Genomic DNA, 24,073 nt, shown 5'->3' with positions numbered 1-24,073 from the left:
GGCCCTCAGCGAGCGGGATGGGGTCGCTTCGGGCGGTCGCTCCGCTCGGCCCTCAGCGAGCGGGATGGGGTCGCTTCGGGCGGTCGCTTCGCTCGGCCCTCAGCGAGGGATGACCGGAGTAGCATCGCCAGCATGCTCGTGATCGTCACCCGATCCGGCGGCTTCGGCGGCCTCCGCCGAACGTGGAGCGTGCTCATCGATGAGCAGCCCGATGCCGCCGACTGGCTCGTGCTGCTCGCAGAACTCCCGTGGGACGACGTCCCGCCGCAGCCGCCGCAGCCCGATCGCTTCGTCTACATCATCCGCTACGAGCGCCAGGCCGGTGCTCCGGTCGCTCCCGACACGGCCTCCCGACCGCCGGCGACCGACCCCCCTGAGCGCGAGGCCACGCTGGCCGAGCAGCAGCTGCAGGGGCCGTGGCGCGAACTCGTCGACAGGGTGAGGACCGCGAACTCCGCAGCAGCGCCCGAACGGCCGGCGGTGTCGGATTCGCACGCAGCGGCCGAGCAGCATCCGGCACCCGACTCGCGAGCGTCGCACTGACTCATCAGGGTCGGCGAGTCAACCCTCGACGGCCGCCCGTCCCGTGGGTCTAGCCTGAGGGCGGATGCCGCGATGATGGCGTCCAGTGAGGGGACCCGACGCATGCCCAGGCCGCCGCGCTCGCGCATCCGGCGCGCGCAACCGCCGCTGACGCGCGCGACGACCTTCACCGATGACGGCATCACGCTCGTGGTGAAGGAGTCGGTCACCACGACGGGGCGCCCGTTCGTGCTCGTGCCCGGCATCGGCGTCGCGTCACGCTACTTCGGCCCTCTGGCGGCGGCACTGCTCACCCGTGGCCCGGTCTTCGTACTGGAGCTCCCCGGCATGGGAGACGCGCCGGAGCCGCGCGACCCACTGCCGATGGAACGCTACGGCTCACTCGTCGCCCGGTGGCTGGAGGCATCCGGAATCACGGATGCCGTGCTCGTCGGCCACTCCATGGGAACGCAGGTCGTCGTCGAGGCCGCTCTGCAGCACCCTGCTGCCGTTGGCCACGTCGTGCTCATCGGCTCGGTCACCAACCCTTCCGAGAAGTCGCTTCCGCAGCAGATGCTCCGGCTCGCGCAGGACAGCCTGCGCGAGCGTCCAGACGTCAACTGGATCGTGGCCTCGGACTACCTCAAGTGCGGACCACGATGGATGCTCAAGCAGGCTCCGGTCATGGTGGCCTACCCGATGCTCGAGCGAGCTGCCGACCTGCGGATGCCGGTGCTCGCGATGCGCGGCGAGCACGACCCCATCTGCTCCGAGGCATGGAACCGCAGCATCGCCGCTGCGGTGCCGAACGGCTCTCACCACACGCTTCCCGGCCGGGCGCACGTGGGCATGTACGTCGACGCCGCGACCCCCGCGGCCATCATCGTGCGCTTCGCCGGAATCGCGAGCGGCGTCGATGACACCAGGGAGGCCGGCGCCGACCGAGGCGCACGGCTCGAGAGCCAGGCGGAGGCCTGATGAATCCGCTCAAGCTGCTCTCCGACCTCGTGCACGACTACGCCTACGTGGCGCGCAGGCAGTACGACGTGCTGCGGTCTGCGGCGAAGCCCGACGCCTATCTCACCGGAACGAAGCGCCCGGTGATGATCCTGCCCGGCATCTACGAGGACTGGCGCTTCATGCTGCCCCTCGTCGAGCGACTCTCGGCCAGCGGGCATCCCGTGCACGTGGTGCCCGAGCTGCGCCACAACCGTGACGTGATCACGGACTCGGCGGCCCTGGTGGCGCGCATGCTCGAGGAGCGCGATCTGCGCGACGTCGTGATCGTCGCGCACAGCAAGGGCGGCCTGATCGGAAAGCAGGTGCTCATCGACGACGCTGCGGCCCAGGCGACCGGGGGGCCGGTGCGCGTCGCGCACCTGGTGGCCATCAACACGCCGTTCGCGGGTTCGGCCTACGCGCGGTACGCGATCCGGCGCGAGCTGCGCGAGTTCTCGCCGACGGATGCCCTGCTCAGACGTTTCGCCACCATCCTCGACATCAACGAGCGCATCACATCGATCTTCAGCACCGTCGACCCCGTGGTGCCGGACGGGAGTCTGCTTCCGGGCGCGCACCGGAACATCCGGATGCCGTTCCTCGGGCACTTCCGCATCCTCGCGGACGTGCGGGTGCTGGCCATCGTCGACGCGATCGCCGAGGCGCCGCCGGAGCTGGCGCCGGCACCTTCCCGCCCGCTGGTCGAGTAGGCAGCGAGCGGCACCCGCTGGTCTAGTAGGCAGCGAGCGAAGCGAGCAGCCGTATCGAGACCCGCCGAGAACAGACGCTGCTCCGACGATGGTCTCGATACGCGTCCTCGCTGCGCTCGGTCGCTACTCGACCAGCGGGTGGGGGCTCGGTCGCTCCTCGACCAGCGGGTGGGGGTTCGGTCGCTACTCGACCAGCGGGTGGGGGTTCGGTCGCTACTCGACCAGCGGGTGGGGGTACGGTCGCTACTCGACCAGCGGGAGGGTAGAGATCTAGCTGACGCCCTTGAGGTCGATGATGAAGACGAGGGTCTTGCCGGAGAGCTGGTGTCCTCCGCCTGCAGGGCCGTAGGCCTGGTGGGGCGGCACGACGAGCTTGCGGCGTCCGCCGACCTTCATGCCGGGGATGCCCTCCTGCCAGCCCGCGATGAGACGGTTGAGCGGGAAGTTGATGGACTCGCCCCGGTTCCACGAGGAGTCGAACTCATCGCCCGTCTCGTACTCCACTCCGAGGTAGTGCACGTCGACGGTCGAGGAGGCCTGAGCCTCTGCGCCGTCTCCGACGACGATGTCCTCGATGACGAGCGTCTCGGGCGCCGGGCCCTCCGGGAAGTCGACTTCTGGCTTGCTGTTCAGATCGGTCATGTCCCCATCCAACCCGATCCGTTCGTCGATTGCACGTCGGTTTCCCTTGCGGCGAACGCCGCGGCACGGCATGCTGGACCCAGGCCAATCTCGTCGGCCGGTCGAGTCGCAGGCACTGCCGCACCACCGGACGACGAGATTTTCTTGTGTGCGGCGCCCTGTCGACGTGGCTGCCGCTTCCTACTCGGCGAAGACCTTGCCCGGGTTGAGGATTCCCTGGGGGTCGAAGACGCGCTTGAGCTCGCGCTGCAGGCCGTAGGAGTCGTCGCCCAGCTCGTCTGCCAGCCAGCGCCGCTTCAACAGGCCGACGCCGTGTTCCCCGGTGAGGGTGCCGCCCAGCGCCAGCGCTGCCCGGAACAGCTCGTCGGCTGCCTGCCAGACGGCATCCGGAACCGAGTCGCCCGCGTAGATGAAGTTCGGATGCAGGTTGCCGTCGCCAGCATGCGCGACAGTCGGTATGGCGAGTCCATGGCGGTCGCCGATCTCGGCGATGGTCACGAACATCTCGGCCATGCGGGATCTGGGCACCGAGACGTCTTCGATGAGAACCTCGCCGCCGGCTGCCACAGACGCGTGGAAGGCGCGCCGGATGGCCAGGAGTCGCTCCCCTGCCGCGGCATCGGCAGCGAGCTGGGCCGCTCCTCCAGCGGCCACGAGCACGGGAAGCGCCGCCTCGGCCTCCGCGGCGGCGGCCGGGCCGTCGAACTGCACCAGCAGGAATGCCGGGGCATCAGCGGCTCCTCCCGTCGCGCTATCGAGCGGCGAGCCGTCGAGCGGCGTGCCGACGAAGGCCTCAGACCCGAGGTGTGCCCTGATGAACGCCAGGGCGACGGGATCGATGAGCTCCATGACGGCCGGGCGCAGTCTGGCTGCTGTGACGGATGCCGCTGCCGCCGCGGCCGCCGCCACGTCGGGGAAGAACACCCCGAGCGTGACGGGTGCGCCATCGGGCAGCGGACGCAGTCGCACCGTCGCCTCGACGATGACGCCGAGGGTTCCCTCCGATCCGGTGAACAACGCCGTGAGGTCGTACCCGGTCACGCCTTTGACCGTGCGATGGCCCGTGCGGATGAGCCGCCCGTCGGCGAGCACCACCGCGAGCCCGAGGACGGCTTCGCGCGTGACGCCGTACTTGGCGCAGAGCAGTCCGCCGGCATTCGTGGCGATGTTGCCGCCGACCGATGAGATGGCCTTCGAGGCCGGGTCCGGCGCGAACCAGAGGCCGAGCGGGGTGGCAGCGGCGTTGAGGGCATCGTTGATCACACCGGGCTCGACGACCGCGAGCTCGTTCTCGGCATCGATCTCGAGGATGCGGTTCATGCGCGAGACATCGAGCACGATCGCCCCGGCGCTGCCGATGGCTCCGCCGGCGAGTCCCGTTCCGGCGCCGCGCGGCACCACGGGAATGGAGTGCTCGCTGGCGAAGCGCAGAGTGGCCTGCACGGCGTCGATCGATGCCGCGTAGACGACGGCGAGCGCCGTCTCGGCGGCGACGAATCCCGACCTGTCGGCACGGGCCGCAGCGAGCACAGCGTCATCCGTGACCACCGTGTGCTCACCCTGCGGGTCTCCCAGAGCTGCGCGCAGCAGGTCGATCGTGGCCATGCGATCAGCCTAGGACGACAGACCTCGACGACGGACCTCGACGAGCACGGATGCCGCGGCTCACGACACCGAGGCCGGTGCCTTCTCGTCCTTCTTCGACTTCTTCTTCCCCTTGGGTGGCTTCGGCGCAGCGGCCTTGCGTGCGGCCTCCCTGGCGACCTCGAGTTCGCTCGCGGCCGCCTCCACCGCGTTCTCGGCGCGCTGCACGCGCCGGGTCTCGAAGGTGCCCGCTCCATATCGGACCCGCAGGCGATTCTGCTTCTCCTCGACGCCGGTGACGATGTAGGCGCCGGCGATGAGGATGACCTGGCTCGAGAAGTTGAGCCACAGCAGCAGGGCGATGATCGATCCGAAGGAGGCCAGTAGCGGGTTGCTGCCCGCGCCGCCGACGAACAGGCTGGAGAGCACCTGCAGCACGGTGAGGCCGACTCCGCCGAGGATGGCGCCGCTCCAGAGCGATCGGGCGTCCGGGCGCAGGCCGGAGAGCAGTCGGAACATCACGGCCACCACGAGCGTGTCGATCGCGAAGATGACGAGGATGCTGATGGCTCGGGCCGCGGCATCCGTGAGCCAGGATGCCCCCGCCCAGGAGAACACCGTCTCGAGGGCGGCCGTGCTGAAGTAGGTGACGGCTGCGGCGGCCAGGAGGGCTGCGCCGAAGCCGATGGCGAGGACGAGGTTGCGCAGCAGGATCCAGAGGAAGAAGGTCGGGTCGTTCGGCTGGTCGGCGATGTTGCGGAAAGCCGTCTGCAGCGATCCGATCGCACCGATGGCCGTGCCCACCAGGCCGACCAGCGCCAGGATGCCGGCGATCCCGAAGGTCAGCGGTTGCACCAGATCGGCCGGGTCGATGAGGTTGCCCTCGCCGATGAGGCCAGGAATCGTGCTGTTGACGGCGGCGATGAGGGCGTTCATGGCCCCGTCATTGCCGGCGAGCCAGAGGCCGGCGATGGCGAAGCCGAGGAAGACGCCGGCGAAGACCGAGAACAGCACGCGGTACGTGACGCTGTCTGCGAGCATCGGTCCGTGGTGCTCCTGGTACAGCAGGATGGCGCGCACCGGCTTCGTGCCGAGTGCCCAGGCTGTTGCCTTCTTCACGAATCCGTCGTCGCTCATGATTCTCAGGCTAGCGACGGGCACGGGAGGGCGCTGCCCCTTGACGCCGCCTCGCCGATCGTTCGCTGCGCACCGCCGCCGGCAGGGCTCGGACCGCGGCAGGGCGGGCCTCGGGCCGCGATGACACCCATGTCCGAAATCCGCTGACGGATGCCTCCCGAACGTGCGACGCTGGAGGGATGAACGCACCACCCGCTGCCGTCGACACGCTGTTCGAACAGCGCTACAGGGCGATGAGCTCGCGAGACGCCCGGTTCGACGGCCAGTTCATCACCGGGGTGCACTCCACGGGCATCTACTGCCGACCGAGCTGCCCGGCCATGACGCCGCAGCGCAAGAACGTGTCATTCTTCCTCACCGCTGCGGCCGCGCACGAGGCCGGCCTGCGCGCCTGCAAACGCTGTCTCCCCGACGCCGTGCCCGGCTCCCCGGAGTGGAACATCCGCGAGGATCTCGCCGCCAGGGCGATGCGCCTGATCGCAGACGGCGTCGTCGAGCGCGACGGCGTTCCGGGTCTCGCGGCTCACCTCGGGTACACGCCGCGCCACCTCACCCGCGTGCTGCAGGCCGAGCTGGGCGCGGGTCCCCTGGCGCTCGCCCGCGCCCATCGGGCCCAGTCCGCTCGCATCCTGCTCACCAGCACCGACCTCCCCATAGCCGACGTGGCCTTCGCCGCGGGGTTCGGCAGCATCCGACAGTTCAATGACACGATCACCGCGGTCTACGAGCTCACACCCACCGAACTGCGGGCTCGGGCACGGCGCTTTCCGACCCGGCCGGGAGCCGCATCCGCCTCAGCATCGACGCCGGCGCCCGGCTCAACGGCCGTCAGCCTCAGGCTGCCGGCGCGCGCGCCGTTCGACGGAGCCGGCGTGCTCACGTTCCTCGGCGTGCGCGCGATCACCGGCGTCGAGACCTGGGACGGCGAGACCTACGCCCGCGCCATCCGTCTCCCCCACGGCATCGCCACCATCGCGTTGCGAGTCGACTCCGATGCAGCGGCGCCGGCCATCATCTGCGACGCCACGGTGGCATCGCTCGCCGACCTCATGCCACTGGTCGGTCGGGTTCGGCGCCTGCTCGACGCCGATGCGGATGCCGAGGCCATCGATGCGGCGCTCGCCGCGGACCCGGCCCTCGCCGCTTCCGTCGCAGCAGTGCCCGGCATCAGGGTGCCGGGCACCATCGATCCGCAGGAGACCCTGTTCCGCACCATCATCGGCCAGCAGGTCTCTGTGGCGTCGGCGAGAACGAGCCTGGGGCATCTCGCCGCCGCGCTCGGCGAGCGCACGCCCGACGGCGCCTGGATCCTGTTCCCGACCGCCGAGCAGATCGCTGCGCGGGGCATCGAGGTGCTGCGCGGGCCGACACGGCGCATCGCCACCATCCTCGATGTAGCACAGCGGCTGAGCGACGGATCGCTCGGCATCGACGTCTCGGACACCCGGGACGAGCTGACGGCCGCCCTCACGGCGATTCCGGGCATCGGACCGTGGTCTGCCGGATACCTGTCGATGCGCGTGCTCGGAAGCCCCGACGTGCTGCTCACGAGCGACCTCGCGTTGCGCCAGGGAGCAGCACGGCTCGGGTTGCCAGCGGCTGAGAAGGAGCTGCGGACCCGGGGTGCTGTCTGGGCTCCGTGGAGCAGCTACGCCGGCATGCACCTCTGGCGGGCGGCTGCCTGCTGACGGATGCGGCAGCCGGCCGTCGGCTGCCTGCTGCCTGCTGCCTGCGTCGGGTGCCGATGAGTGCGATCCGGCGCACATCGGGCCCCTCCGATTGTGCACCGGACCCGAGCGCCCGTCGGCCCGGATAGCCTAGAGAGGTGAAGTTCGCGCATTTCAGGGTGGAGGGCGAGTCGGTCAACCGGCTCGCCGTTGTCGTCGACGACGGGGCATTGTTCCTCGACGAGGTGATGGACGAAGCTCCGATCGACCTGCAGGACCTCATCGAACGCGGCGAAGCCGGCCTCGCCCACGTGCGTGCAGTCGTGTCCCACGCCGTGGCGAACCGCACCAGCATGACGCCGGTGAACACCCTTCGGCACGCCTCAGCCGTGCTGCGCCCGCCGCACATCCTCGCCATTGGCGCCAATTACGCCGCCCACGCCTCCGAGTTGAAGCTGCGGTCCGAGACCGCCATGACCGTGTTCGCACTCTGGCCCAATTCGCTGACGGGACACGAGAACACGACGACCTGGCCCGAGGAGATCAGCGACCAGGTCGACTACGAAGCCGAACTGGGTGTGATCATCGGCAGGCCAGCCAAGAACGTCTCCGTGCGCGACGCCCTCGACCACGTGTGGGGCTACACGGTCGTCAACGACATCACAGCGCGCAACATCCAGTTCAGCGAGGCGCAGTGGAGCCGGTGCAAGTCGTTCGACGGCTTCACCCCAACGGGCCCGGTCGTCGTCACGGCCGACGAGATCACCGATCCGCAGGATGTCTGGCTCACGACCAACCTCGACGGCCGCATCCTGCAGGATGCCTCGAGCGGCGAGATGGTGCGCAGCGTCGCCGAGATCATCAGCTACCTGTCGACGTCGGCCACCCTCCCGGCCGGAACCCTCATCTCGACCGGAAGCCCGGGCGGCGCCGGTTATTCGCGGAAGCCTCCCGTGTTCATGCGCGACGGGTCCGCCGTGACGGTCTCGATCGGCGGGATCGGGTCGCTGACGACGTTCTGTCGGGTGGTTTAGGCGCCCCCAGCGGGGACGGCATCGCCCTGATGTGGTCTCGATACGTGGCCTCGCTGCGCTCGGTAACTACTCGACCAGCGGTAGATCCCGCTGATCGAGTAGCCCGCGACGGAGGAGCCGGCGTATCGAGATCACACCCCGATGACCGCTACTCCGAGGGCTCGCCGCGGCGCTCGTTCGCCTGCACCGCCGTGGTGACGTGCTCGAGGCCCAGCAGACGCTCCGGAGCGAGGTGCGCGAGCACTTCCTCGCGCGACATGAGCCCGGCCTCGACGACCAGGTCGGCTACGGGCCGACCCGTCAACAGTGCCTGCTTGGCCAGGATCGCCGCCTCGCTGTAGCCGATGATCGGGATGAGCGCCGTGATGACGCCGACGCTCGACGCCACCATCGCCTCGAGACGGTCGGTGTTCGCCGTGATGCCGTCGATGCAGTTCACCCGCAGCGTCCAGCAGGCCTGGGTCATCCAGGCGAGGCTCTGCAACAGCGAGTGCGCGATGACGGGCTCGAAGGCGTTGAGCTGCAGCTGCCCGGCCTCCGCCGCCATCGTGACGGTGACATCCGCACCGGCGATGGCGTAGGCGACCTGGCTCACGGCTTCGGGAATGACCGGATTGACCTTGCCCGGCATGATGGAGGACCCGGCCTGCTTGGCCGGCAGGTTGATCTCGCCGAAACCGGCCTGCGGGCCCGACGACAGCAGCCGGAGGTCGTTGCAGATCTTCGAGAGCTTGATGGCGCTGCGCTTGAGCGAGCCGCTGAACGACATGAAGGCGCCGGCGTCGCTGGTCGACTCGATGAGGTCTGGCGCACCCTCGAGCTTCAATCCGGTGATCTCGTTCAGGTGACGGATGGCGGCAGCCGCGTAGCCGGGATCGGCTGTGATCCCCGTGCCGATCGCCGTGGCGCCGATGTTCACCTCGGCGAGTAGCCAGGTGGTCTCGGTGAGCCGGTCGTAGTCCTCGCCGAGGGTGGTGGCGTAGCCGTGGAACTCCTGGCCGAGCGTCATGGGAACGGCATCCTGCAGCTGGGTTCGTCCGACCTTGAGCACGCTGGCGAACTCCTCGCCCTTCGCCGCGAAGGACTCGCGCAGCAGTGCGAGCTCGGCCAGCAGGTGCTTGAGCGAGAACGCGAGTGCGATCTTCAGGGCCGTCGGGTAGGTGTCGTTCGTCGACTGACTGCGATTGACGTCGTCGATGGGGTGCAGGATGTCGTAGCGTCCTTTTCCGTAGCCGGCGAGCTCGAGCGCGAGGTTCGTGATGACCTCGTTGGCGTTCATGTTCGTCGACGTCCCGGCGCCGCCCTGGATGACGCCGACGACGAACTGGTCGTGCCGCGCTCCGTTGATGATGCGCTGGCAGGCCGCGTCGATCCAGCGGGCCTTCTCGGCGCTGATGACCCCGACCTCGAGGTTCGCACGGGCAGCCGCCTGCTTCACACTGGCCAGGGCCACCACGAAGTCGGGGTAGACCGAGATCGGTCGCTTGGCGATCGGGAAGTTGTCGAGGGCACGCTTCGTGTGGATGCCCCAGTACGCGTCATCGGGCACCTCGACGGTGCCGAGCGAATCGCTCTCGATGCGGAATCCCGGCGTTGCAGGTTGTGCTGGTGCCGGCGTGGGCGACTTCGCCATCATCGCCTCCTCACTCGGTCGCTTCGACGGGATGGTGGACGCACTGCTGGTCACAAAGGGCTCCGTTGCCTGCTGGTGCCGAGCACCCGAGGGCGCCCGATCGGTGGATCTCGAGGCATCGTCGCCTCGGTTCCAGCCTACCCGTCGGGGCGCGCAGGAGTCTTCAGAGCTGAGCCGCGCTCACGCAGGAAAACGCCGCGAGATCGGCGATTCGGAACGGATTCCGTCGTCGACCTGCACGGCGCCTGCTGAACTCGTCAGCCAACGGTGCTCCTTGAGCTTCGTAAGCCTGCGTGACTCACATGCCGAGGAAGGCGAACGGGAGGAATGCCAGGCCGAAGACCACGGTGATGGCGGTGAACAGCACGACACCAGCGAGCATCAGCCCGTTCAGCACGATGCCCCAGATGGCGAGCGTGCGACCGGCCGGCTCACGGCGCAGCGCCATGATTCCGAGCACGAGCCCGGCCACGGGGGCGATGAGCGTCCAGCCGGCGGCGATCGAGACGATGCCGATCACGAGGCTCGAGATACTGAGGCCGCGCGCCGGCTCGGCCGCGGATGCGCCGTAGGCGGCCGGTGCTTCTGGGGCGAGGCTGGCGGTGGTGGACATGGGTGGGAACTCCTTCGAGATGCGGATGATTCGCAGCCGGATGCGGCGCGATACCTCAACGCTAGAAGGCAACCTGATGCCGCTCCATCCGGTTATCCCCCGGATCGACAGTGGGGTCCCTGCCGGAGCAGGGACCCCACATCGAATCGGTCTGATACGACTAGCGCGGCTCGTCGACGCCGTCGGCGGCCAGCAGGTCCTTCTCGACGTCGCCGCCATAGCCCTCGGCCTGCGGGTCGCCGTGCAGACCGCCCGAGACGGCGTACTCCTCTTCAGGAGAGAGGATGAGGCGGTGGCGGCCCCACAGAGCGAAGCCCAGCAGGATGAGCACGTAGACGACGAGGATCGCGATGATCGCAGGCTGGAACGTCGGGTTGACGATGAAGCCGACGAACACGAGGGCCGCGATGATGCCGGCGATGACGGCACCGGGCAGGCCCCACGGGCTCACATACGGTCGCTTGGCGTTCGGGTACTTCCTGCGGAGGATCACGAAGGAGATCATCTGCAGGAGGTAGGCGAGAACGGCGCCCCACACGGCGATGTTCAGGATGATCGCGCCCGCCACTGCGCCCACGCCCTCGGCATCGACCTTGCTGAGGATGTCGAGCACGATGAGCGCGATGAACCCGATGACGGCGCCGACCACCAGCGCGACACCCGGGGTCTCCCGCTTGCCCGTCAATGACAGGAACTTCGGGTAATAGCCGGCTCGCGAGAGCGAATACATGTTGCGCCCGTAGGCGAACATGATTCCCTGCAGCGATGCCAGCAGTCCGATGAGAGCGAACAACGCGAGCACGGCGGCGGCTCCGTCACCGACGATCGCGCGGAATCCGTCGAGCAACGGTTCGAGCGATACTCCCGTAGCCTCGGCACCGATGACACCCGTGTTCAGGAAGAGCACGAGGAGGCCGGTGACGATCAGGGTGCCTCGGGCCCAGAAGCCGGCCTTCGGGATGTCCCGCACGGGGTTGTGCGACTCCTCGGCGGCCAGCGGCAGTTCCTCGATGCCGAGGAAGAACCACATGGCGAACGGCAGAGCGAACAGGATGGGGAGCGCGCCATGGGGCAGGAATTCGGTCTGACCGGCATCCGGAGCGATGTTCCAGAGGGAGTCCCAGTTGAACGCGCCCGAGAAGATCGCCATGGCCGAGAACACCAGGAGGATCGCGATCGAGATGATCGAGACGACGATGGCGAACTTGAAGGAGATGGCGGCCCCTGCCGCGTTCAGCGCGATGAAGGCCACATAGAGGATCACCCACCAGATCCACATGTTGGCCGAGAGGTCGAAGTCGAGCAGCTCCGTCGTGATGCCGTTGGCGTACTGCGCCGAGAAGAACACGATGACCGCGGTGGTGGCGACGTACTCGATGGTCTCGGCGAGCCCGGTGACCAGCCCACCCCACGGGCCCATGGCCGCTCGCGCGAACGAGTACGCGCCTCCGGTGTGCGGCATCGCCGCCGCCATCTCGCCGATCGAGAAGATCATCCCGTAGTACATGACGACGAGGATCACGAAGGCGATGAGCATGCCGCCGAACCCGGCGAAGTCGATGCCGAAGTTCCAGCCGGAGAAGTCGCCCGAGATGACGGCGGCCACGGCGAGGCCCCACAGCCCCCAGACCCCGGCGGAGCGCTTGAGGCGTCTTTTCTCGAAATACCCCTCGTCTGCCGAGGCGTACGTCACGCCGGAGACCCGCAGGGTGTCTTTGGCCATCGATGGATCCTTCGCATTCGGGTTGCTCGGCGCAGTCCGAGCGCGCAGCAACGGGGTGGAGTGGTGGCCCCGACTATAGAGCCGCCATTGGCGCGTTGTACATACCTTTGGACAAGAGGGCGGATGCTCAGAATCAGCGCAGGCTCTCAAATACCCCGTAGCCGCACCTCGCCGCCTGACGACCTCTGTGGTGTAATGGTCGGAAAGCGCACCATTCGTTCGGCCGCAAGGAGAAGTCCATGACACCGAGGTCCGGAAACCTGACGATCGAGGAGCTCACCGGCGAGGTGGCATCCGGAGCCGTCGACACCGTGATCGTGGCTTTCACCGACATGCAGGGCCGACTCATCGGCAAGCGGGTCTCGGCTCGGCTGTTCCTGGAGGACGTCGCCGAGCACGGCGCCGAGTGCTGCAACTACCTGCTCGCCGTCGACGTGGAGATGAACACCGTCGCCGGCTACTCCATGTCGAGCTGGGAGCGCGGCTACGGCGACATGGCGATGATCCCCGACTTCACCACCCTGCGCCGAGCGCCGTGGCTGCCAGGAGCCGTCATCGTCACCGCCGACCTCCAGTGGCTCGACGGCTCCCCCGTCGTCGCGTCCCCCCGGCAGATCCTGCAGGCGCAACTGAGCCGCCTCGCCGAGCGCGGGCTCGTGCCGTTCGTCGGCACCGAGCTCGAGTTCATCGTGTTCGACGACAGCTTCCGCGATGCCTGGAAGAAGGGCTATCGCGACCTCACACCGGCCAGCGACTACAACATCGACTACGCGCTGCTCGCCTCGACCCGCATGGAGCCGTTGCTGCGCGACATCCGCAATTCGATGGACGGCGCCGGCATGTACTGCGAGGGCGTCAAGGGCGAGTGCAACCTCGGCCAGCAGGAGATCGCCTTCCGCTACGCGCACGCCCTCGTCACCTGCGACAACCACTCCATCTACAAGAACGGCGCGAAGGAGATCGCCGACGCCCACGGCAAGAGCCTGACCTTCATGGCGAAGTTCAACGAGCGCGAGGGCAACAGCTGCCACATCCACATCTCGCTCCGCGATGAGGCTGGCGGCGCGGTCTTCGCCGACGACGAGGCGGAGCACGGCATGTCGACGATGTTCCGCCAGTTCCTCGCCGGACAGCTCGCGGCCATGCGGGAGCTCACTCTGTTCTTCGCCCCCAACATCAACTCGTACAAGCGCTACGTCGACGGCAGCTTCGCTCCGACGGCCGTGGCATGGGGACTCGACAACCGCACCTGCTCCCTGCGCGTCGTCGGGCACGGCCTGGGAATGCGCGTCGAGAACCGGGTGCCGGGCGGCGACGTCAACCAGTACCTGGCCGTGGCGGCGCTCATCGCGGCGGGCCTGCACGGCATCGAGAACGAGCTGGAACTCGAGGATGCCGCTGTCGGCAACGCCTACACGGGCGGGGCCGAACGGGTGCCGACCACCCTGCGCGAGGCTGCCGAGCTGTTCGAGGGGTCCGAGATCGCGCGCGCCGCGTTCGGTGACGAGGTCGTCGAGCACTACCTCAACAACGCCAGAGTCGAGCTGGCGGCGTACGACGCGGCCGTCACTGATTGGGAGCGGGTCCGTGGCTTCGAACGACTCTGAGCCGCCCATCGGCGCCACCCCCGTGATCGGCATCACCACCTACCTCGAACAGGCGCAGACCGGAGTCTGGGACGTTCGGGCTGCCTTCCTGCCCAAGGTCTACATCGATGCGGTGACGGATGCCGGCGGCATCGCCGTGCTGCTTCCCCCGCAACCCGTCTCGCCGACGACCGCCCGCTCGGTGCTGCACGGGCTCGACGGTCTCATCATCGCCGGCGGTGCCGACGTCGATCCGTCCCGGTACGGGCAGCAGCCGCACGAGCGCACCGGCGTGCCGCGCATCGACCGTGACACCTGGGAGGACGCACTCCTCCTCGCCGCGATCGAGAGCGAACTGCCCTTCCTCGGCATCTGCCGGGGCGCCCAGATGCTCAACGCCAGTCTCGGCGGCACCCTCGTGCAGCACCTGCCCGACGTGATCGGAAGCGAGAAGTACCAGCCGGCTCCCGCGGAGTTCGGTTCGATCGACGTGCTGACGGTGCCGGGGTCCAGGGTCGCCGACCTCGTCGGAGAACGGCATCCGGCGCACGTCTACCATCACCAGGCCATCGACGTCGTGGCCGACGGTCTCGTCGTCACCGCGCGCAGCGAGGACGGCGTGATCGAGGCTGTAGAGCTGCCGGCCGTGCCGTTCGGCGTGGCCGTGCAGTGGCATCCGGAGGAGAACAGCGACGACCGCCGACTGTTCGCCGGCCTCGTGGCTGCTGCACGTCTGAACGTCAGAGGGATCGACACCGGCATCCGGGAGGACGCATGAACTCCACGCTCATCAATCCGTCCGACGAGAGCGTGATCACGACGATCGAGCACTCGAGCAGCGACGATGTCGATGCCGCCGTCGCTCGCGCCGTGACAGCTCAGCGCGAGTGGGCATCGCGGGCGCCGGCCGACCGGGCGGCGGCGATGCGACGCTTCGCCGAGGCGGTCGACGGTGATCGGGAGCATCTCGCGCAGCTCGAGGTTCGCAACTCCGGGCATCCGATCGCCCAGGCGAGATGGGAGGCAGGGCACGTCCGCGATGTGCTCGAGTACTACTCCGCCTCCCCCGAGCGCCTGTTCGGTCGACAGATTCCCGTGGCCGGCGGCATCGACATGACCTTCAACGAACCGCTGGGCGTCGTCGGCGTGATCACCCCGTGGAACTTTCCCATGACCATCGCGTCCTGGGGCTTCGCACCCGCGCTGGCCTCGGGCAACGCGGTGCTGCTCAAACCGGCGGAGTGGACTCCGCTGACCAGCATCCGTCTGGGAGAACTCGCTCTGGCGTCGGGGATGCCCGACGGCCTCCTCCAGGTGCTCCCCGGGCGGGGCTCGGTCGTCGGCCAGCGCTTCGTGACGCATCCCGCGGTGCGCAAGGTGGTCTTCACGGGGTCGACCGCCGTGGGCAAGCAGATCATGGCCGGATGCGCCGATCAGGTGAAGCGGGTGACGCTGGAACTCGGCGGCAAGAGCGCGAACATCGTCTTCGCCGACGCCGACATCGAGAAGGCCGCCGCCACGGCGCCGTACGGAGTCTTCGAGAACGCCGGACAGGACTGCTGCGCCCGCAGCCGCATCCTCGTGCAGCGGAGCGTGTACGAACGCTTCATGGAGCTGCTCGAACCCGCAGTGCAGGGAGTCGTCGTCGGCGACCCGCTGCAGGAGGGCACGGAGATGGGGCCGCTGGTCTCCAGGCCGCACTTCGACTCCGTGAGCGCCTACGTTCCCGATGACCGCGACGTGGCGTTCCGCGGCTCGGCGCCCGCCGGACCCGGGTTCTGGTTCGCGCCCACAGTGCTCACCCCGCCTCGCGACGACAGGCGCGTGCGCGAGGAGATCTTCGGCCCGGTGGTGACGGTGCTGCCGTTCGACGACGAGGCCGACGCTCTCGCGCTGGCGAACGACAGCGAGTACGGCCTGTCCGGGTCCATCTGGACCCGGGACCTGAGCCGCGCCCTGCGGGTGTCGCGCGGAGTGGAGTCGGGCAACCTGTCCGTCAACTCGCACTCGTCTGTGCGGTACACGACACCGTTCGGCGGCTTCAAGCAGTCGGGCCTCGGGCGAGAGCTCGGGCCCGACGCCCCGCTCGCCTTCACCGAGACCAAGAACGTCTTCATCGCCGTCGATCCGGCCCCGCTGGTCGAGTAGCGCCGCGCGCAGCGCGACGCGTATCGAGACCACCGCGGCCGGAAGAACAAGGAGAAAAAACATGACAGACATCACCCGCATCGACCTCACCCAGCGGCTCSCCGGAAAGGTCGCCGTCGTCACCGGAGGCGCGAGCGGCATCGGGCTCGCCACGGTGCGACGTTTCGCCGCCGAAGGCGCCCGAGTCGTCATCGGCGACCTTCCGGGTTCCCCCGGAGCCGACATGGCGGCATCCGTCGACGGCCTCTTCGTTCCGACGGATGTGACCGACGAGGCCCAGGTCGACAACCTGTTCGACACCGCGGCATCCACCTATGGCTCGGTCGACATCGCGTTCAACAACGCCGGCATCTCGCCACCGGACGACGACTCCATCGAGACCACAGAGCTGCCGGCGTGGCAGAAGGTGCAGGACGTGAACCTCAAGAGCGTCTACCTGTGCTCGCGCGCGGCGCTGCGCCACATGGTGAAGCAGCAGCGCGGATCGATCATCAACACGGCGTCGTTCGTCGCGGTGCTGGGCTCCGCCACCTCGCAGATCTCCTACACGGCGTCGAAGGGAGGCGTCCTGGCCATGAGCCGCGAGCTGGGCGTGCAGTTCGCGCGCCAGGGAATCAGGGTGAACGCCCTCTGCCCCGGACCCGTGAACACTCCGCTGCTGCAGGAGCTCTTCGCCAAGGACCCCGAGCGCGCCCAGCGCCGACTCGTGCACATCCCGGTCGGGCGCTTCGCCGAGCCTGAGGAACTCGCCGCCGCCGTCGCCTTCCTCGCCAGCGACGACTCCTCCTTCATCACGGGCTCGACCTTCCTCGTCGACGGCGGCATCAGCTCCGCATACGTCACGCCGCTCTGAGAGGCGATCTAGGCTGGAACGATGACCGACACGGGGGGAACGGATGCGGCCGGCGACCTGAGCGCCGACCTCCTGCTGCGCCCCGGCAAGGTCGTCAACGCCTTCGAGGAGACCGTGCAGCGCCTGTTGCAGACGATCAGGCTCGGGCTCATCGGACCGGGCGGCAGGTTGCCGGCAGAACGCGAACTCGCCGCGATGCTCTCGGTGAGCCGCGACACCCTGCGAGATGCGATCGGCGCCCTGGCTGACGCCGGATATGTCGTGTCGCGACGCGGTCGCTACGGCGGGACCTTCGTCGTCGACGAACTGCCCAGCGGTGCTCCGGTGATGCGTGCGGGTTCCGTCACGGGCCCGGCCGCTCTCGCCGAGCGGCCGCCCGTGACACCGGCGGAGATCGAGGACACTCTCGTGCTGCGGAGCATCCTCGAGGTCGGCGCGGCGAGGCAGGCGGCCACCGGCGAGCTCAGCGGAATCGAGCGCGAGCGGCTCTGGCAGGCACTCGAGGACTGCAGCGCGAGTTCGGCCGAGGACTACCGCCGGCTCGACTCCCGGTTGCACCTGCTCATCGCCGAACTCGTCGGCTCCCCCAGCCTCGTGCCGCTGATCGCCGACGTGCGCATGCGCACCAACGACCTGCTCGATCGGATCCCCCTCATCGCCGCGAACATCGCGCACTCCAACGAGCAGCACGAGGACATCGTGAAGGCGATCCTGCGCGGGCATCCGGATGCCGCAGCACAGGCCATGGAGGAGCACATCGCCGGGTCCGAGTCGCTCCTGCGCGGATTCCTGGGCTGAGCGAGGCCAGACGCCGTCCGCCAGACGCCAGGTGAGCACTGTCGGGCGCATCAGTTCGTCATCCCTGCAAGATGTAAATAATTCTTGACATGCGGTCCGCCGGGGCCTAGCTTCTCCATGTAAAGCATTCTTTACATCACCCGAGCATCGGAGCAGCCATGTCCTACGAGCAGAAGGGCGTCTGGGTCTACCTCGTGGTGACCACCGGTGCGTACCTCGTCTATGTCTGGATCATCCTCGGTGAGGCTGGCGCCACGCCCCTGGCCGACGTCGCCTACGTCCTTCCCCTCCTGATCTCCCTGGGCATCTCGATCGGCGCCGCCATCGTCGGCCGCATCGTGGTCGAGATCCTGAGCCCGAGCGACGACTACACGACCGATGCCCGCGACCGTCAGATCAACCGCTTCGGCGAGGCATGCGCCTCGTGGTTCGTGATCGGCGGCTCCGTCGTCGCCCTTGCGTTGGCGCTCGTCGAACAGCCCTGGTTCTGGATCGCGAACGCCATCTACCTGGGCTTCGTACTTGCGGCCGTCGTCGGCTCCATCATCAAACTCGTCGCCTACCGTCGCGGGATCGATCCGTCATGGTGAAGCCGACCCGGGTCTCCAACCGCATCCGCGCCCTGCGAGCCGAGGCCGGAGACATGACTCAGGCACAACTCGCCGAGCGCATCGGGGTCACGCGCCAGACGGTGATCGCCATCGAACAGGGGCGATACTCCCCCACGCTCGAGTTGGCGTTCCAGATCGCGGCGGCACTCGGCGTCAGGCTCGACGACGTGTTCAGCTACCCCACGGGAGACGCATCATGAAGCAGGCATGCTATTCCCGCTACGGCGGTCCCGACGTGGTTCAGGTGACGGATGCCGCCACCCCTGTCGCCGGAGTCGGCGAGGTCGTCATCCGGGTGCGGGCAGCCACCGTGGGCGCCGCCGACGCCGCGGCCCGAGCGGGTTCCCCGGCCTTCGCGCGACTGTACTTCGGGCTGCGGCACCCGCGGATCCCGGTGCTCGGATCCGATGTCGCCGGCGAGGTCGTTGCGGTCGGCGAGGGTGTCGGGGGCGCTGCTGATGCCGGGCGCTTCCGCGTCGGGGATCGGGTCTTCGGTGTGACGGGCTCGATGATGGGCGGTCATGCGACGCATCTCGTGCTTCCCGCGGACGCCGCTCTGGCACACCAACCCGCAGGAGTGACCGACGCCGAGGCCGCTGCCCTCGTCGATGCCACTGCGCTGGCGTTCCTGCGCGACACCGGCCGGCTCGGTGAAGGCCAGCGCCTGCTCGTGATCGGCGCATCCGGCAGCGTGGGATCCATGGCCGTGCAACTCGGAGTGCATTTCGGCGCGCACGTCACCGGGGTCTGCAGTGGCCCGAATGCGGAGCTGGTGACCTCGCTCGGCGCCGAGCACGTCATCGACTACACACGGGAGGACTGGTGGGCGGCTGCCGGGGGTGGGCACCATGGCCCCCTCTACGACGTCGTCTTCGATGCCGTCGGTGCGAGTTCGTATCGCCGCGCCCGCCCGGTTCTGGCGGACGGCGGCGTGTACCTGCGCACGGTTCCGACCCTGCCGCTACTCGCGCAGATGGCCTCGACATCGCTCACCACTCGCCTGCGACCGCGACACCCTCGGGCCGCGATCGCCTTCACGGGGCTGCGCCCGACGGCGGCCAAGGCCGCAGACCTCGCCGTCACCGCCGAACTGGTGGAGAGCGGCGCTCTCCGAGCCGTCATCGACAGCACGTATCCGCTCGAGCGCATCCCGGACGCCCATCGACGCGTCGACACCCAGCGCAAGCGGGGGGCCGTGATCGTGACGATGGACTGATCGCACATAGTTTCGATAGACGTTTTGCCGGGTCTTCTCCACAGGCTCGGAGTTGTGAGAATGTTTCGAAGACAGTTGCGAGAGTTTCTCAGGTTTGAGACAATGGAGTCATGCCCGCACCGGCTCTGTTGCTCACCGGAATGTCCGCCTCCCTAGCGTCTTCAGGGGTATGTGCGGCCACGTTCGCGGCATTGGCCGATGACGACCTGCTGTCGACGCAGCGCGCCTTGGCGGGGCCTCGGCAGGAGTTGGATCGATGGGCAGCGTTGGCGGCTGCGGAGATCGCCCGCCGCTCCACGCCCGAGCATGGTCTGGGGTCGTTGGCTCGCCGGTCGGGGTTCGCCGACGCCGACACGCTGCTCGTCTCGATGACAGGGTCGACCAAGGCCGAAGCCCGCTCGTTGGCGCGGGTGGGCGAGATGATCGCGGTCACCGATGCCGCCACCGACCTGTCCGTCGCCCGGGATACCGACCCCGAACTCGCCGCCGCCTTACCGCCGGTCGAAGCCCCGTGGTACGCGGCTCTGGCCGCGCTGGTCTCCGCCGGGCGACTGACGGTGGCGGTGGCGGACGTGATCCAGGCCGGTCTGGGTGAGATCACCGACCAGGTGACCGCCGACATGCTGAGCACAGCACTGGCGAGCTTGCTCACCGACCTCCTCGGCCCCGACGGCACTCACCGGGTGCACGTTGCCGAAGCCCGGCTTGCGGCCCGGGCGGCGCGGGACCGGATCGACACCTCAGGGGTGGCGGTGCGTGAGGCGGTGTTGCGGGAGAAGCAGTACTGGCGGCAGTGGATCGCCCCCGACGGCATGTACCGCGGTGAGTACGCCCTCGACCCCGAGAACGGTGCCCTCCTCCAAGCCGTCCACGATCAACTCACCCACCCCCGCCGACACACCGACCCGAAGAAACGTCCCTTCGGTACAGCATCCGCCCGGACTCCGTTCCTCGACAGGGCTGCCCGGGAACGTCACGCCGCCGAGGGACTCGTCCAGGTGGTGAAAGCCGGTGCATCGGTGAACCCGATGCGCCTGCTCGACACCGAGGCCCCGTCGGTGCGGGTCGTCGTCAACGAACAGGCACTGTCCACCGGCACCGGGTTCGGAGCCCTCGAAGGCCACCCGGGCGCTGTCTCGCTGGGCATCGTCGAACGCGGGTTGTGTGCCGGCTATCTGCCCGTACTGTTCTCCTCGACCGGGCAACCGTTGAACCTCGGCCGCGACGAACGCCTCTTCACCCGAGCACAACGCACCGCGATCACGATCCGCGACGGCGGCTGCCGAGAACCCGACTGCGACCGACCACCCTCCTGGACCGAGATCCACCACATCCGCCACTGGAAACGCGACCACGGCAACACCGACGTCGCCGACGGAATCCTCCTCTGCCGCCGAGGCCACCTCCGCGTCCACAACGAAGGCTGGGACATCACCCGCGACACCCACGACCAGTACTGGCTGATCCCACCACCCCACATCGACCCCACCCGAACACCCCGCCTGATGAAACCGAAGACCAGAGCCGAGATCACCCACCCCGTCATCGTCCCCACCAAACTCCAACCGGCTGCCACCGGCACAGGGTAGAGCTCTGCTCACGCTTCGACCGCGGACTGCGTCCGGGCCTCAGCGAGCGGGCACGCCCGGGATGCGAGAAGCCCCCACTCCCGAAAGGAGCAGGGGCTTCTCGACAGGAGCGCCGCTCGCGGCGCCCAGACACCAGCTAGGCGAAGAGCGCCTCGATGGGTCCCCGTGCGAAGTAGATCAGGAAGCCGATGGCCACGACCCACAGCAGCGGACTGACCTGCTTGGCCTTGCCCGAGAACGATCGCACCACGACCCAGGCGAGGAAGCCCGCTCCGATTCCGTTGGCGATCGAGTAGGTCAGCGGCATGATCACGACTGTCAGGAAGACCGGCAGCAGCACCGAGAAGTCGCTGAGGTCGATGCCCCTGATCTGGCTCATCATCAACGCACCCACGATGACGAGGGCAGCGGCGGCGACCTCCTGGGGAACGATCGCTGCGATCGGAGTGAAGAACATCGCGGCGATGAACAGCAGACCCGTCACGATGTTGGCGAATCCGGTGCGCGCTCCCTCGCTGATACCCGAGCCCGACTCGATGAACACGGTGTTCGATGAACTCGATGTGAAGCCACCGGCGACGGCGCCGACACCCTCGACGATGAGGGCGGAACGCAGACGCGGGAAGTTGCCCTTGTCGTCAGCGAGTCCAGCCTCCTTGGAGAGACCGGTCATGGTCCCCATGGCGTCGAAGAAGTTGGTGAAGACGAGGGTGAAGACCAGCATCAGCACCGTCAAGAATCCGACCTTGCCGAAGTCGAAGCTCACGGCACCGACCAGGCTGAGGTTGGGAAGCGCGAACCAGTTGCCCGGGATGACCGGAACCGACAGACCCCATCCGATGCCCGGGTTGGTGACGGCACTGCCGAGGTGACCGATGGCCTCCACGATGACGGCCAGCACGGTCCCGCTGACGAGACCGATGAGGATGGCGCCCTTGACCTTGCGTGCCATGAGAACACCCGTGAGCAGCAGGGTCACGACGAAGACGATCGCGGGCCAGGTGGCGATGGAACCGTCGATGCCGAGCCCGACGGGCGGTGACGCATTGCCCGTGGACGTGACGATGCCGGCATCCACCAGACCGATGAAGGCGATGAACAGACCGATACCGACGGTGATGGCGATCTTCAGCTCGTAGGGCACGGCATTGAAGATGAGACGACGCAGCCCCGTGGCCGCGAGCAGCACGATCACGAGGCCGTTGATGACGACGAGGCCCATGGCCTCGGGCCAGGTCACCTGCCCGACCACGCTGAAGGCGAGGAAGGAGTTGATGCCGAGTCCCGCCGCGAACGCGAACGGCAGTCGGGCGATGACACCGAACAGGATCGTCATCACACCGGCTGTGAGCGCCGTGACGGCCCCAACCTCGCCGAAGTCGAGAGTGTTGCCGAGCACATCGGGCTTGCCCGACAGGATGATCGGATTCAGGATCACGATGTAGGCCATCGTGACGAACGTCACGACACCACCGCGCACCTCGCCCCCGAAGCTGGAGCCGCGGGACGAGATCTGGAAGTAGGAGTCGAGACGGCCCTTGAGGCCGCCCTTGTCAGTCTGCGGCTCAGCCGTCTGGGTGCTCGAATTCACAGACCGATCCTAGAGGCATTCCAGCACCTTGATGTACTGTGCCGGCCGCCGCCGGGCCGCATCCGTTGCTCCGATCTTCAGTAGCATCGCAGCAGGCCTCTCGGGGCTCTCGACGATGACGAAGGAGCGAGATGGCCCTGCCCTGGACCCTGCACGGTGACGGTACGACGATGGGACCGACGGATGTCGTGCTCCCCGGCGAACGCCTGAGCTGGCCGCGCACGATCGGTCTCGGCATGCAGCATGTCGTGGCGATGTTCGGAGCGACCTTCCTCGTGCCGATCCTCACCGACTTCCCTCCGTCGACCACGCTGTTCTTCTCGGGAATCGGCACCATCCTGTTCCTCCTGATCACGAAGAACCGACTCCCGAGCTACCTCGGATCCTCGTTCGCGTTCATCGCCCCCATCGTCGCGGCCACTGCGACAGCCGGGACCGGCAGCGCACTGTTCGGCATCGTCGTCGTCGGCGCCCTGCTGGCGATCATCGGCGGAATCGTGATCGTCACGGGTTCGGGCTGGATCGACATCCTGATGCCTCCGGTCGTCTCGGGCGCGATTGTCGCCCTCATCGGTTTCAACCTCGCGCCAGCAGCCAAGGCGAACTTCACCGAGGCACCCTGGACGGCCCTCATCACGCTCGCGGCCGTTGTGCTCTGCACAGTGCTGTTCCGTGGACTGCTCGGCAGGCTGTCGATCTTCATCGGCGTGGTGGTCGGCTACGTCGCGGCCGTCGCCTTCGGCCAGGTGGACTTCTCGGCGCTGGAGAAGGCTGCATGGATCGGACTCCCCGACTTCCGCTGGGCCGCGAACCCCTTCACCGACGCCGCCGCGACGTTCGGTGTGCTTCCGGCCTTCCTTCCCGTGGTTCTCGTCCTGCTCGCCGAGAACGTCGGTCACATCCGCGGCGTTGCACAGATGACAGGAGACCCGAAGGTCAACGCCCTGACCGGTCGCGCACTGCTCGCCGACGGACTGTCGACGATGCTAGCCGGCTTCGGCGGCGGCTCGGGTACGACGACCTACGGCGAGAACATCGGCGTGATGGCCGCGACGCGCGTCTACTCCACCGCGGCCTACTGGGTTGCGGGCACCTTCGCCGTGCTCCTCGGGCTCTCTCCCAAGATGGGTGCTCTCATCAACACCATCCCGGCCGGAGTCCTCGGCGGTGTGACGACGGCGCTCTACGGCCTGATCGGCATCATCGGCGTGAAGATCTGGGTCGACAACAAGGTCGACTTCTCCAGGCCCATCAACCAGATGACCGCCGGCATCGCGCTGATCATCGGCATCGCCGACTTCACCCTGCACGCCGGGGCGTTCACGTTCAACGGCATCGCGCTCGGGACGATCGCCGCGATCGTGATTTACCACGTGATGAAGGCCGTCTCCCGCGTGCGCGGAACCGCCTGACCAGT

General features: G+C 68.0%; 22 protein-coding genes. 15 read left to right on the top strand and 7 right to left on the bottom strand.

All coding sequences use genetic code 11. The annotated features are described in order from the left end of the window. Positions 1-132 precede the first annotated feature (132 nt). From ASC59_RS01675 to ASC59_RS01665, 3 genes are all read left to right on the top strand, one after another. Positions 133-543, top strand: coding sequence for a protealysin inhibitor emfourin (locus ASC59_RS01675; RefSeq protein ID WP_055817785.1), 411 nt, complete (start codon positions 133-135; stop codon positions 541-543). Positions 544-645: 102 nt separating this feature from the next. Continuing rightward, positions 646-1,500 (top strand): alpha/beta fold hydrolase, encoded by an 855-nt coding sequence (locus ASC59_RS01670; RefSeq protein WP_055817783.1) that lies wholly within the window; start codon positions 646-648, stop codon positions 1,498-1,500. Then, complete coding sequence (locus tag ASC59_RS01665) at positions 1,500-2,231, top strand: esterase/lipase family protein (protein WP_055817780.1); 732 nt, start codon at positions 1,500-1,502, stop codon at positions 2,229-2,231. The genes ASC59_RS01670 and ASC59_RS01665 overlap by 1 nt, the downstream gene beginning before the upstream one ends. Positions 2,232-2,501: 270 nt before the next feature. On the opposite strand, the gene ASC59_RS01655 is transcribed toward ASC59_RS01665, so the two are convergent. The 3 genes from ASC59_RS01655 to ASC59_RS01645 all read right to left on the bottom strand — a co-directional run bounded on the left by ASC59_RS01655 (position 2,502) and on the right by ASC59_RS01645 (position 5,594). Beyond that, entirely contained in the window at positions 2,502-2,873 is a 372-nt protein-coding gene (locus ASC59_RS01655; RefSeq protein WP_055817776.1) for an FKBP-type peptidyl-prolyl cis-trans isomerase, read from the bottom strand. Positions 2,874-3,053: 180 nt separating this feature from the next. Then, on the bottom strand, positions 3,054-4,478 hold the full coding sequence (locus tag ASC59_RS01650; protein ID WP_055817774.1) for an FAD-binding oxidoreductase: 1,425 nt from the start codon (positions 4,476-4,478) through the stop codon (positions 3,054-3,056). A gap of 60 nt (positions 4,479-4,538) precedes the next feature. After that, on the bottom strand, positions 4,539-5,594 hold the full coding sequence (locus tag ASC59_RS01645) for a YihY/virulence factor BrkB family protein (RefSeq protein ID WP_055817772.1): 1,056 nt from the start codon (positions 5,592-5,594) through the stop codon (positions 4,539-4,541). Between the two features lie 179 nt (positions 5,595-5,773). Between ASC59_RS01645 and ASC59_RS01640 the strand changes: the two genes are divergently transcribed. Both ASC59_RS01640 and ASC59_RS01635 read left to right on the top strand, forming a co-directional pair. Then, positions 5,774-7,282: an AlkA N-terminal domain-containing protein gene (locus tag ASC59_RS01640; protein ID WP_055817770.1), complete on the top strand. Its 1,509-nt coding sequence runs from the start codon at positions 5,774-5,776 to the stop codon at positions 7,280-7,282. Between the two features lie 137 nt (positions 7,283-7,419). Further along, the gene (locus ASC59_RS01635; RefSeq protein WP_055817767.1) at positions 7,420-8,295 is read left to right on the top strand and encodes a fumarylacetoacetate hydrolase family protein; all 876 of its coding nucleotides are present in this window, start codon (positions 7,420-7,422) and stop codon (positions 8,293-8,295) included. A 148-nt stretch (positions 8,296-8,443) separates the two neighbouring features. Here the strand turns inward: ASC59_RS01635 and ASC59_RS01630 are convergent, their stop codons facing one another. From ASC59_RS01630 to ASC59_RS01620, 3 genes are all read right to left on the bottom strand, one after another. Further along, positions 8,444-9,931, bottom strand: a complete 1,488-nt coding sequence (locus ASC59_RS01630; RefSeq protein ID WP_055817765.1) for an aspartate ammonia-lyase — start codon at positions 9,929-9,931, stop codon at positions 8,444-8,446. Positions 9,932-10,226: 295 nt separating this feature from the next. Further along, on the bottom strand, positions 10,227-10,541 hold the full coding sequence (locus tag ASC59_RS01625; protein WP_055817763.1) for a hypothetical protein: 315 nt from the start codon (positions 10,539-10,541) through the stop codon (positions 10,227-10,229). 160 nt (positions 10,542-10,701) lie between these two features. After that, entirely contained in the window at positions 10,702-12,264 is a 1,563-nt protein-coding gene (locus ASC59_RS01620) for an amino acid permease (protein ID WP_055817762.1), read from the bottom strand. A 239-nt stretch (positions 12,265-12,503) separates the two neighbouring features. On the opposite strand from ASC59_RS01620, the gene ASC59_RS17550 reads away from it, so the two are divergent. From ASC59_RS17550 to ASC59_RS01575, 9 genes are all read left to right on the top strand, one after another. Continuing rightward, positions 12,504-13,871 carry a glutamine synthetase family protein gene (locus tag ASC59_RS17550; protein WP_055817760.1) on the top strand — a complete coding sequence of 456 codons (1,368 nt, stop codon included), beginning with the start codon at positions 12,504-12,506 and terminating at the stop codon, positions 13,869-13,871. Beyond that, entirely contained in the window at positions 13,852-14,628 is a 777-nt protein-coding gene (locus ASC59_RS01610; RefSeq protein ID WP_235492543.1) for a gamma-glutamyl-gamma-aminobutyrate hydrolase family protein, read from the top strand. The genes ASC59_RS17550 and ASC59_RS01610 overlap by 20 nt, the downstream gene beginning before the upstream one ends. Further along, a complete protein-coding gene (locus ASC59_RS01605) occupies positions 14,625-15,998 on the top strand; it encodes an aldehyde dehydrogenase family protein (protein WP_055817758.1) in 1,374 nt (457 codons plus the stop codon). The genes ASC59_RS01610 and ASC59_RS01605 overlap by 4 nt, the downstream gene beginning before the upstream one ends. Before the next feature lie 61 nt (positions 15,999-16,059). Continuing rightward, positions 16,060-16,851 (top strand): 3-oxoacyl-ACP reductase, encoded by a 792-nt coding sequence (locus ASC59_RS01600; protein ID WP_055817756.1) that lies wholly within the window; start codon positions 16,060-16,062, stop codon positions 16,849-16,851. Between the two features lie 21 nt (positions 16,852-16,872). Then, positions 16,873-17,649, top strand: coding sequence for a FadR/GntR family transcriptional regulator (locus ASC59_RS01595; protein WP_055817754.1), 777 nt, complete (start codon positions 16,873-16,875; stop codon positions 17,647-17,649). Positions 17,650-17,807: 158 nt separating this feature from the next. Next, complete coding sequence (locus tag ASC59_RS01590) at positions 17,808-18,239, top strand: hypothetical protein (protein ID WP_055817752.1); 432 nt, start codon at positions 17,808-17,810, stop codon at positions 18,237-18,239. Then, complete coding sequence (locus ASC59_RS01585) at positions 18,233-18,460, top strand: helix-turn-helix transcriptional regulator (protein WP_055817750.1); 228 nt, start codon at positions 18,233-18,235, stop codon at positions 18,458-18,460. Before ASC59_RS01590 ends, ASC59_RS01585 begins: the two co-directional genes overlap by 7 nt. Next, positions 18,457-19,476, top strand: coding sequence for an NAD(P)-dependent alcohol dehydrogenase (locus ASC59_RS01580; protein WP_055817747.1), 1,020 nt, complete (start codon positions 18,457-18,459; stop codon positions 19,474-19,476). The genes ASC59_RS01585 and ASC59_RS01580 overlap by 4 nt, the downstream gene beginning before the upstream one ends. 110 nt (positions 19,477-19,586) lie before the next feature. Beyond that, entirely contained in the window at positions 19,587-21,065 is a 1,479-nt protein-coding gene (locus ASC59_RS01575; RefSeq protein ID WP_082513329.1) for an HNH endonuclease signature motif containing protein, read from the top strand. Between the two features lie 136 nt (positions 21,066-21,201). On the opposite strand, the gene ASC59_RS01570 is transcribed toward ASC59_RS01575, so the two are convergent. Next, positions 21,202-22,656, bottom strand: coding sequence for an NCS2 family permease (locus tag ASC59_RS01570; protein WP_055817743.1), 1,455 nt, complete (start codon positions 22,654-22,656; stop codon positions 21,202-21,204). A gap of 131 nt (positions 22,657-22,787) precedes the next feature. On the opposite strand from ASC59_RS01570, the gene ASC59_RS01565 reads away from it, so the two are divergent. Continuing rightward, the gene (locus ASC59_RS01565) at positions 22,788-24,068 is read left to right on the top strand and encodes a uracil-xanthine permease family protein (protein WP_055817742.1); all 1,281 of its coding nucleotides are present in this window, start codon (positions 22,788-22,790) and stop codon (positions 24,066-24,068) included. Positions 24,069-24,073 lie beyond the last annotated feature (5 nt).

Source organism: Leifsonia sp. Root1293 (assembly GCF_001425325.1).
GTDB lineage: Bacteria > Actinomycetota > Actinomycetes > Actinomycetales > Microbacteriaceae > Orlajensenia.
Note: the sequence above shows the minus strand (reverse complement) of the source record. Positions and strands in the feature narration are given on the sequence as shown.

Coding starts and splice junctions, on each gene's coding strand:
- ASC59_RS01675 (WP_055817785.1), top strand. CDS start 133: ATGCTCGTGATCGTCACCCGATCCGGCGGCTTCGGCGGCCTCCGCCGA.
- ASC59_RS01670 (WP_055817783.1), top strand. CDS start 646: ATGCCCAGGCCGCCGCGCTCGCGCATCCGGCGCGCGCAACCGCCGCTG.
- ASC59_RS01665 (WP_055817780.1), top strand. CDS start 1,500: ATGAATCCGCTCAAGCTGCTCTCCGACCTCGTGCACGACTACGCCTAC.
- ASC59_RS01655 (WP_055817776.1), bottom strand. CDS start 2,873: ATGACCGATCTGAACAGCAAGCCAGAAGTCGACTTCCCGGAGGGCCCG.
- ASC59_RS01650 (WP_055817774.1), bottom strand. CDS start 4,478: ATGGCCACGATCGACCTGCTGCGCGCAGCTCTGGGAGACCCGCAGGGT.
- ASC59_RS01645 (WP_055817772.1), bottom strand. CDS start 5,594: ATGAGCGACGACGGATTCGTGAAGAAGGCAACAGCCTGGGCACTCGGC.
- ASC59_RS01640 (WP_055817770.1), top strand. CDS start 5,774: ATGAACGCACCACCCGCTGCCGTCGACACGCTGTTCGAACAGCGCTAC.
- ASC59_RS01630 (WP_055817765.1), bottom strand. CDS start 9,931: ATGATGGCGAAGTCGCCCACGCCGGCACCAGCACAACCTGCAACGCCG.
- ASC59_RS01625 (WP_055817763.1), bottom strand. CDS start 10,541: ATGTCCACCACCGCCAGCCTCGCCCCAGAAGCACCGGCCGCCTACGGC.
- ASC59_RS01620 (WP_055817762.1), bottom strand. CDS start 12,264: ATGGCCAAAGACACCCTGCGGGTCTCCGGCGTGACGTACGCCTCGGCA.
- ASC59_RS17550 (WP_055817760.1), top strand. CDS start 12,504: ATGACACCGAGGTCCGGAAACCTGACGATCGAGGAGCTCACCGGCGAG.
- ASC59_RS01605 (WP_055817758.1), top strand. CDS start 14,625: ATGAACTCCACGCTCATCAATCCGTCCGACGAGAGCGTGATCACGACG.
- ASC59_RS01595 (WP_055817754.1), top strand. CDS start 16,873: ATGACCGACACGGGGGGAACGGATGCGGCCGGCGACCTGAGCGCCGAC.
- ASC59_RS01590 (WP_055817752.1), top strand. CDS start 17,808: ATGTCCTACGAGCAGAAGGGCGTCTGGGTCTACCTCGTGGTGACCACC.
- ASC59_RS01585 (WP_055817750.1), top strand. CDS start 18,233: ATGGTGAAGCCGACCCGGGTCTCCAACCGCATCCGCGCCCTGCGAGCC.
- ASC59_RS01580 (WP_055817747.1), top strand. CDS start 18,457: ATGAAGCAGGCATGCTATTCCCGCTACGGCGGTCCCGACGTGGTTCAG.
- ASC59_RS01575 (WP_082513329.1), top strand. CDS start 19,587: ATGCCCGCACCGGCTCTGTTGCTCACCGGAATGTCCGCCTCCCTAGCG.
- ASC59_RS01565 (WP_055817742.1), top strand. CDS start 22,788: ATGGCCCTGCCCTGGACCCTGCACGGTGACGGTACGACGATGGGACCG.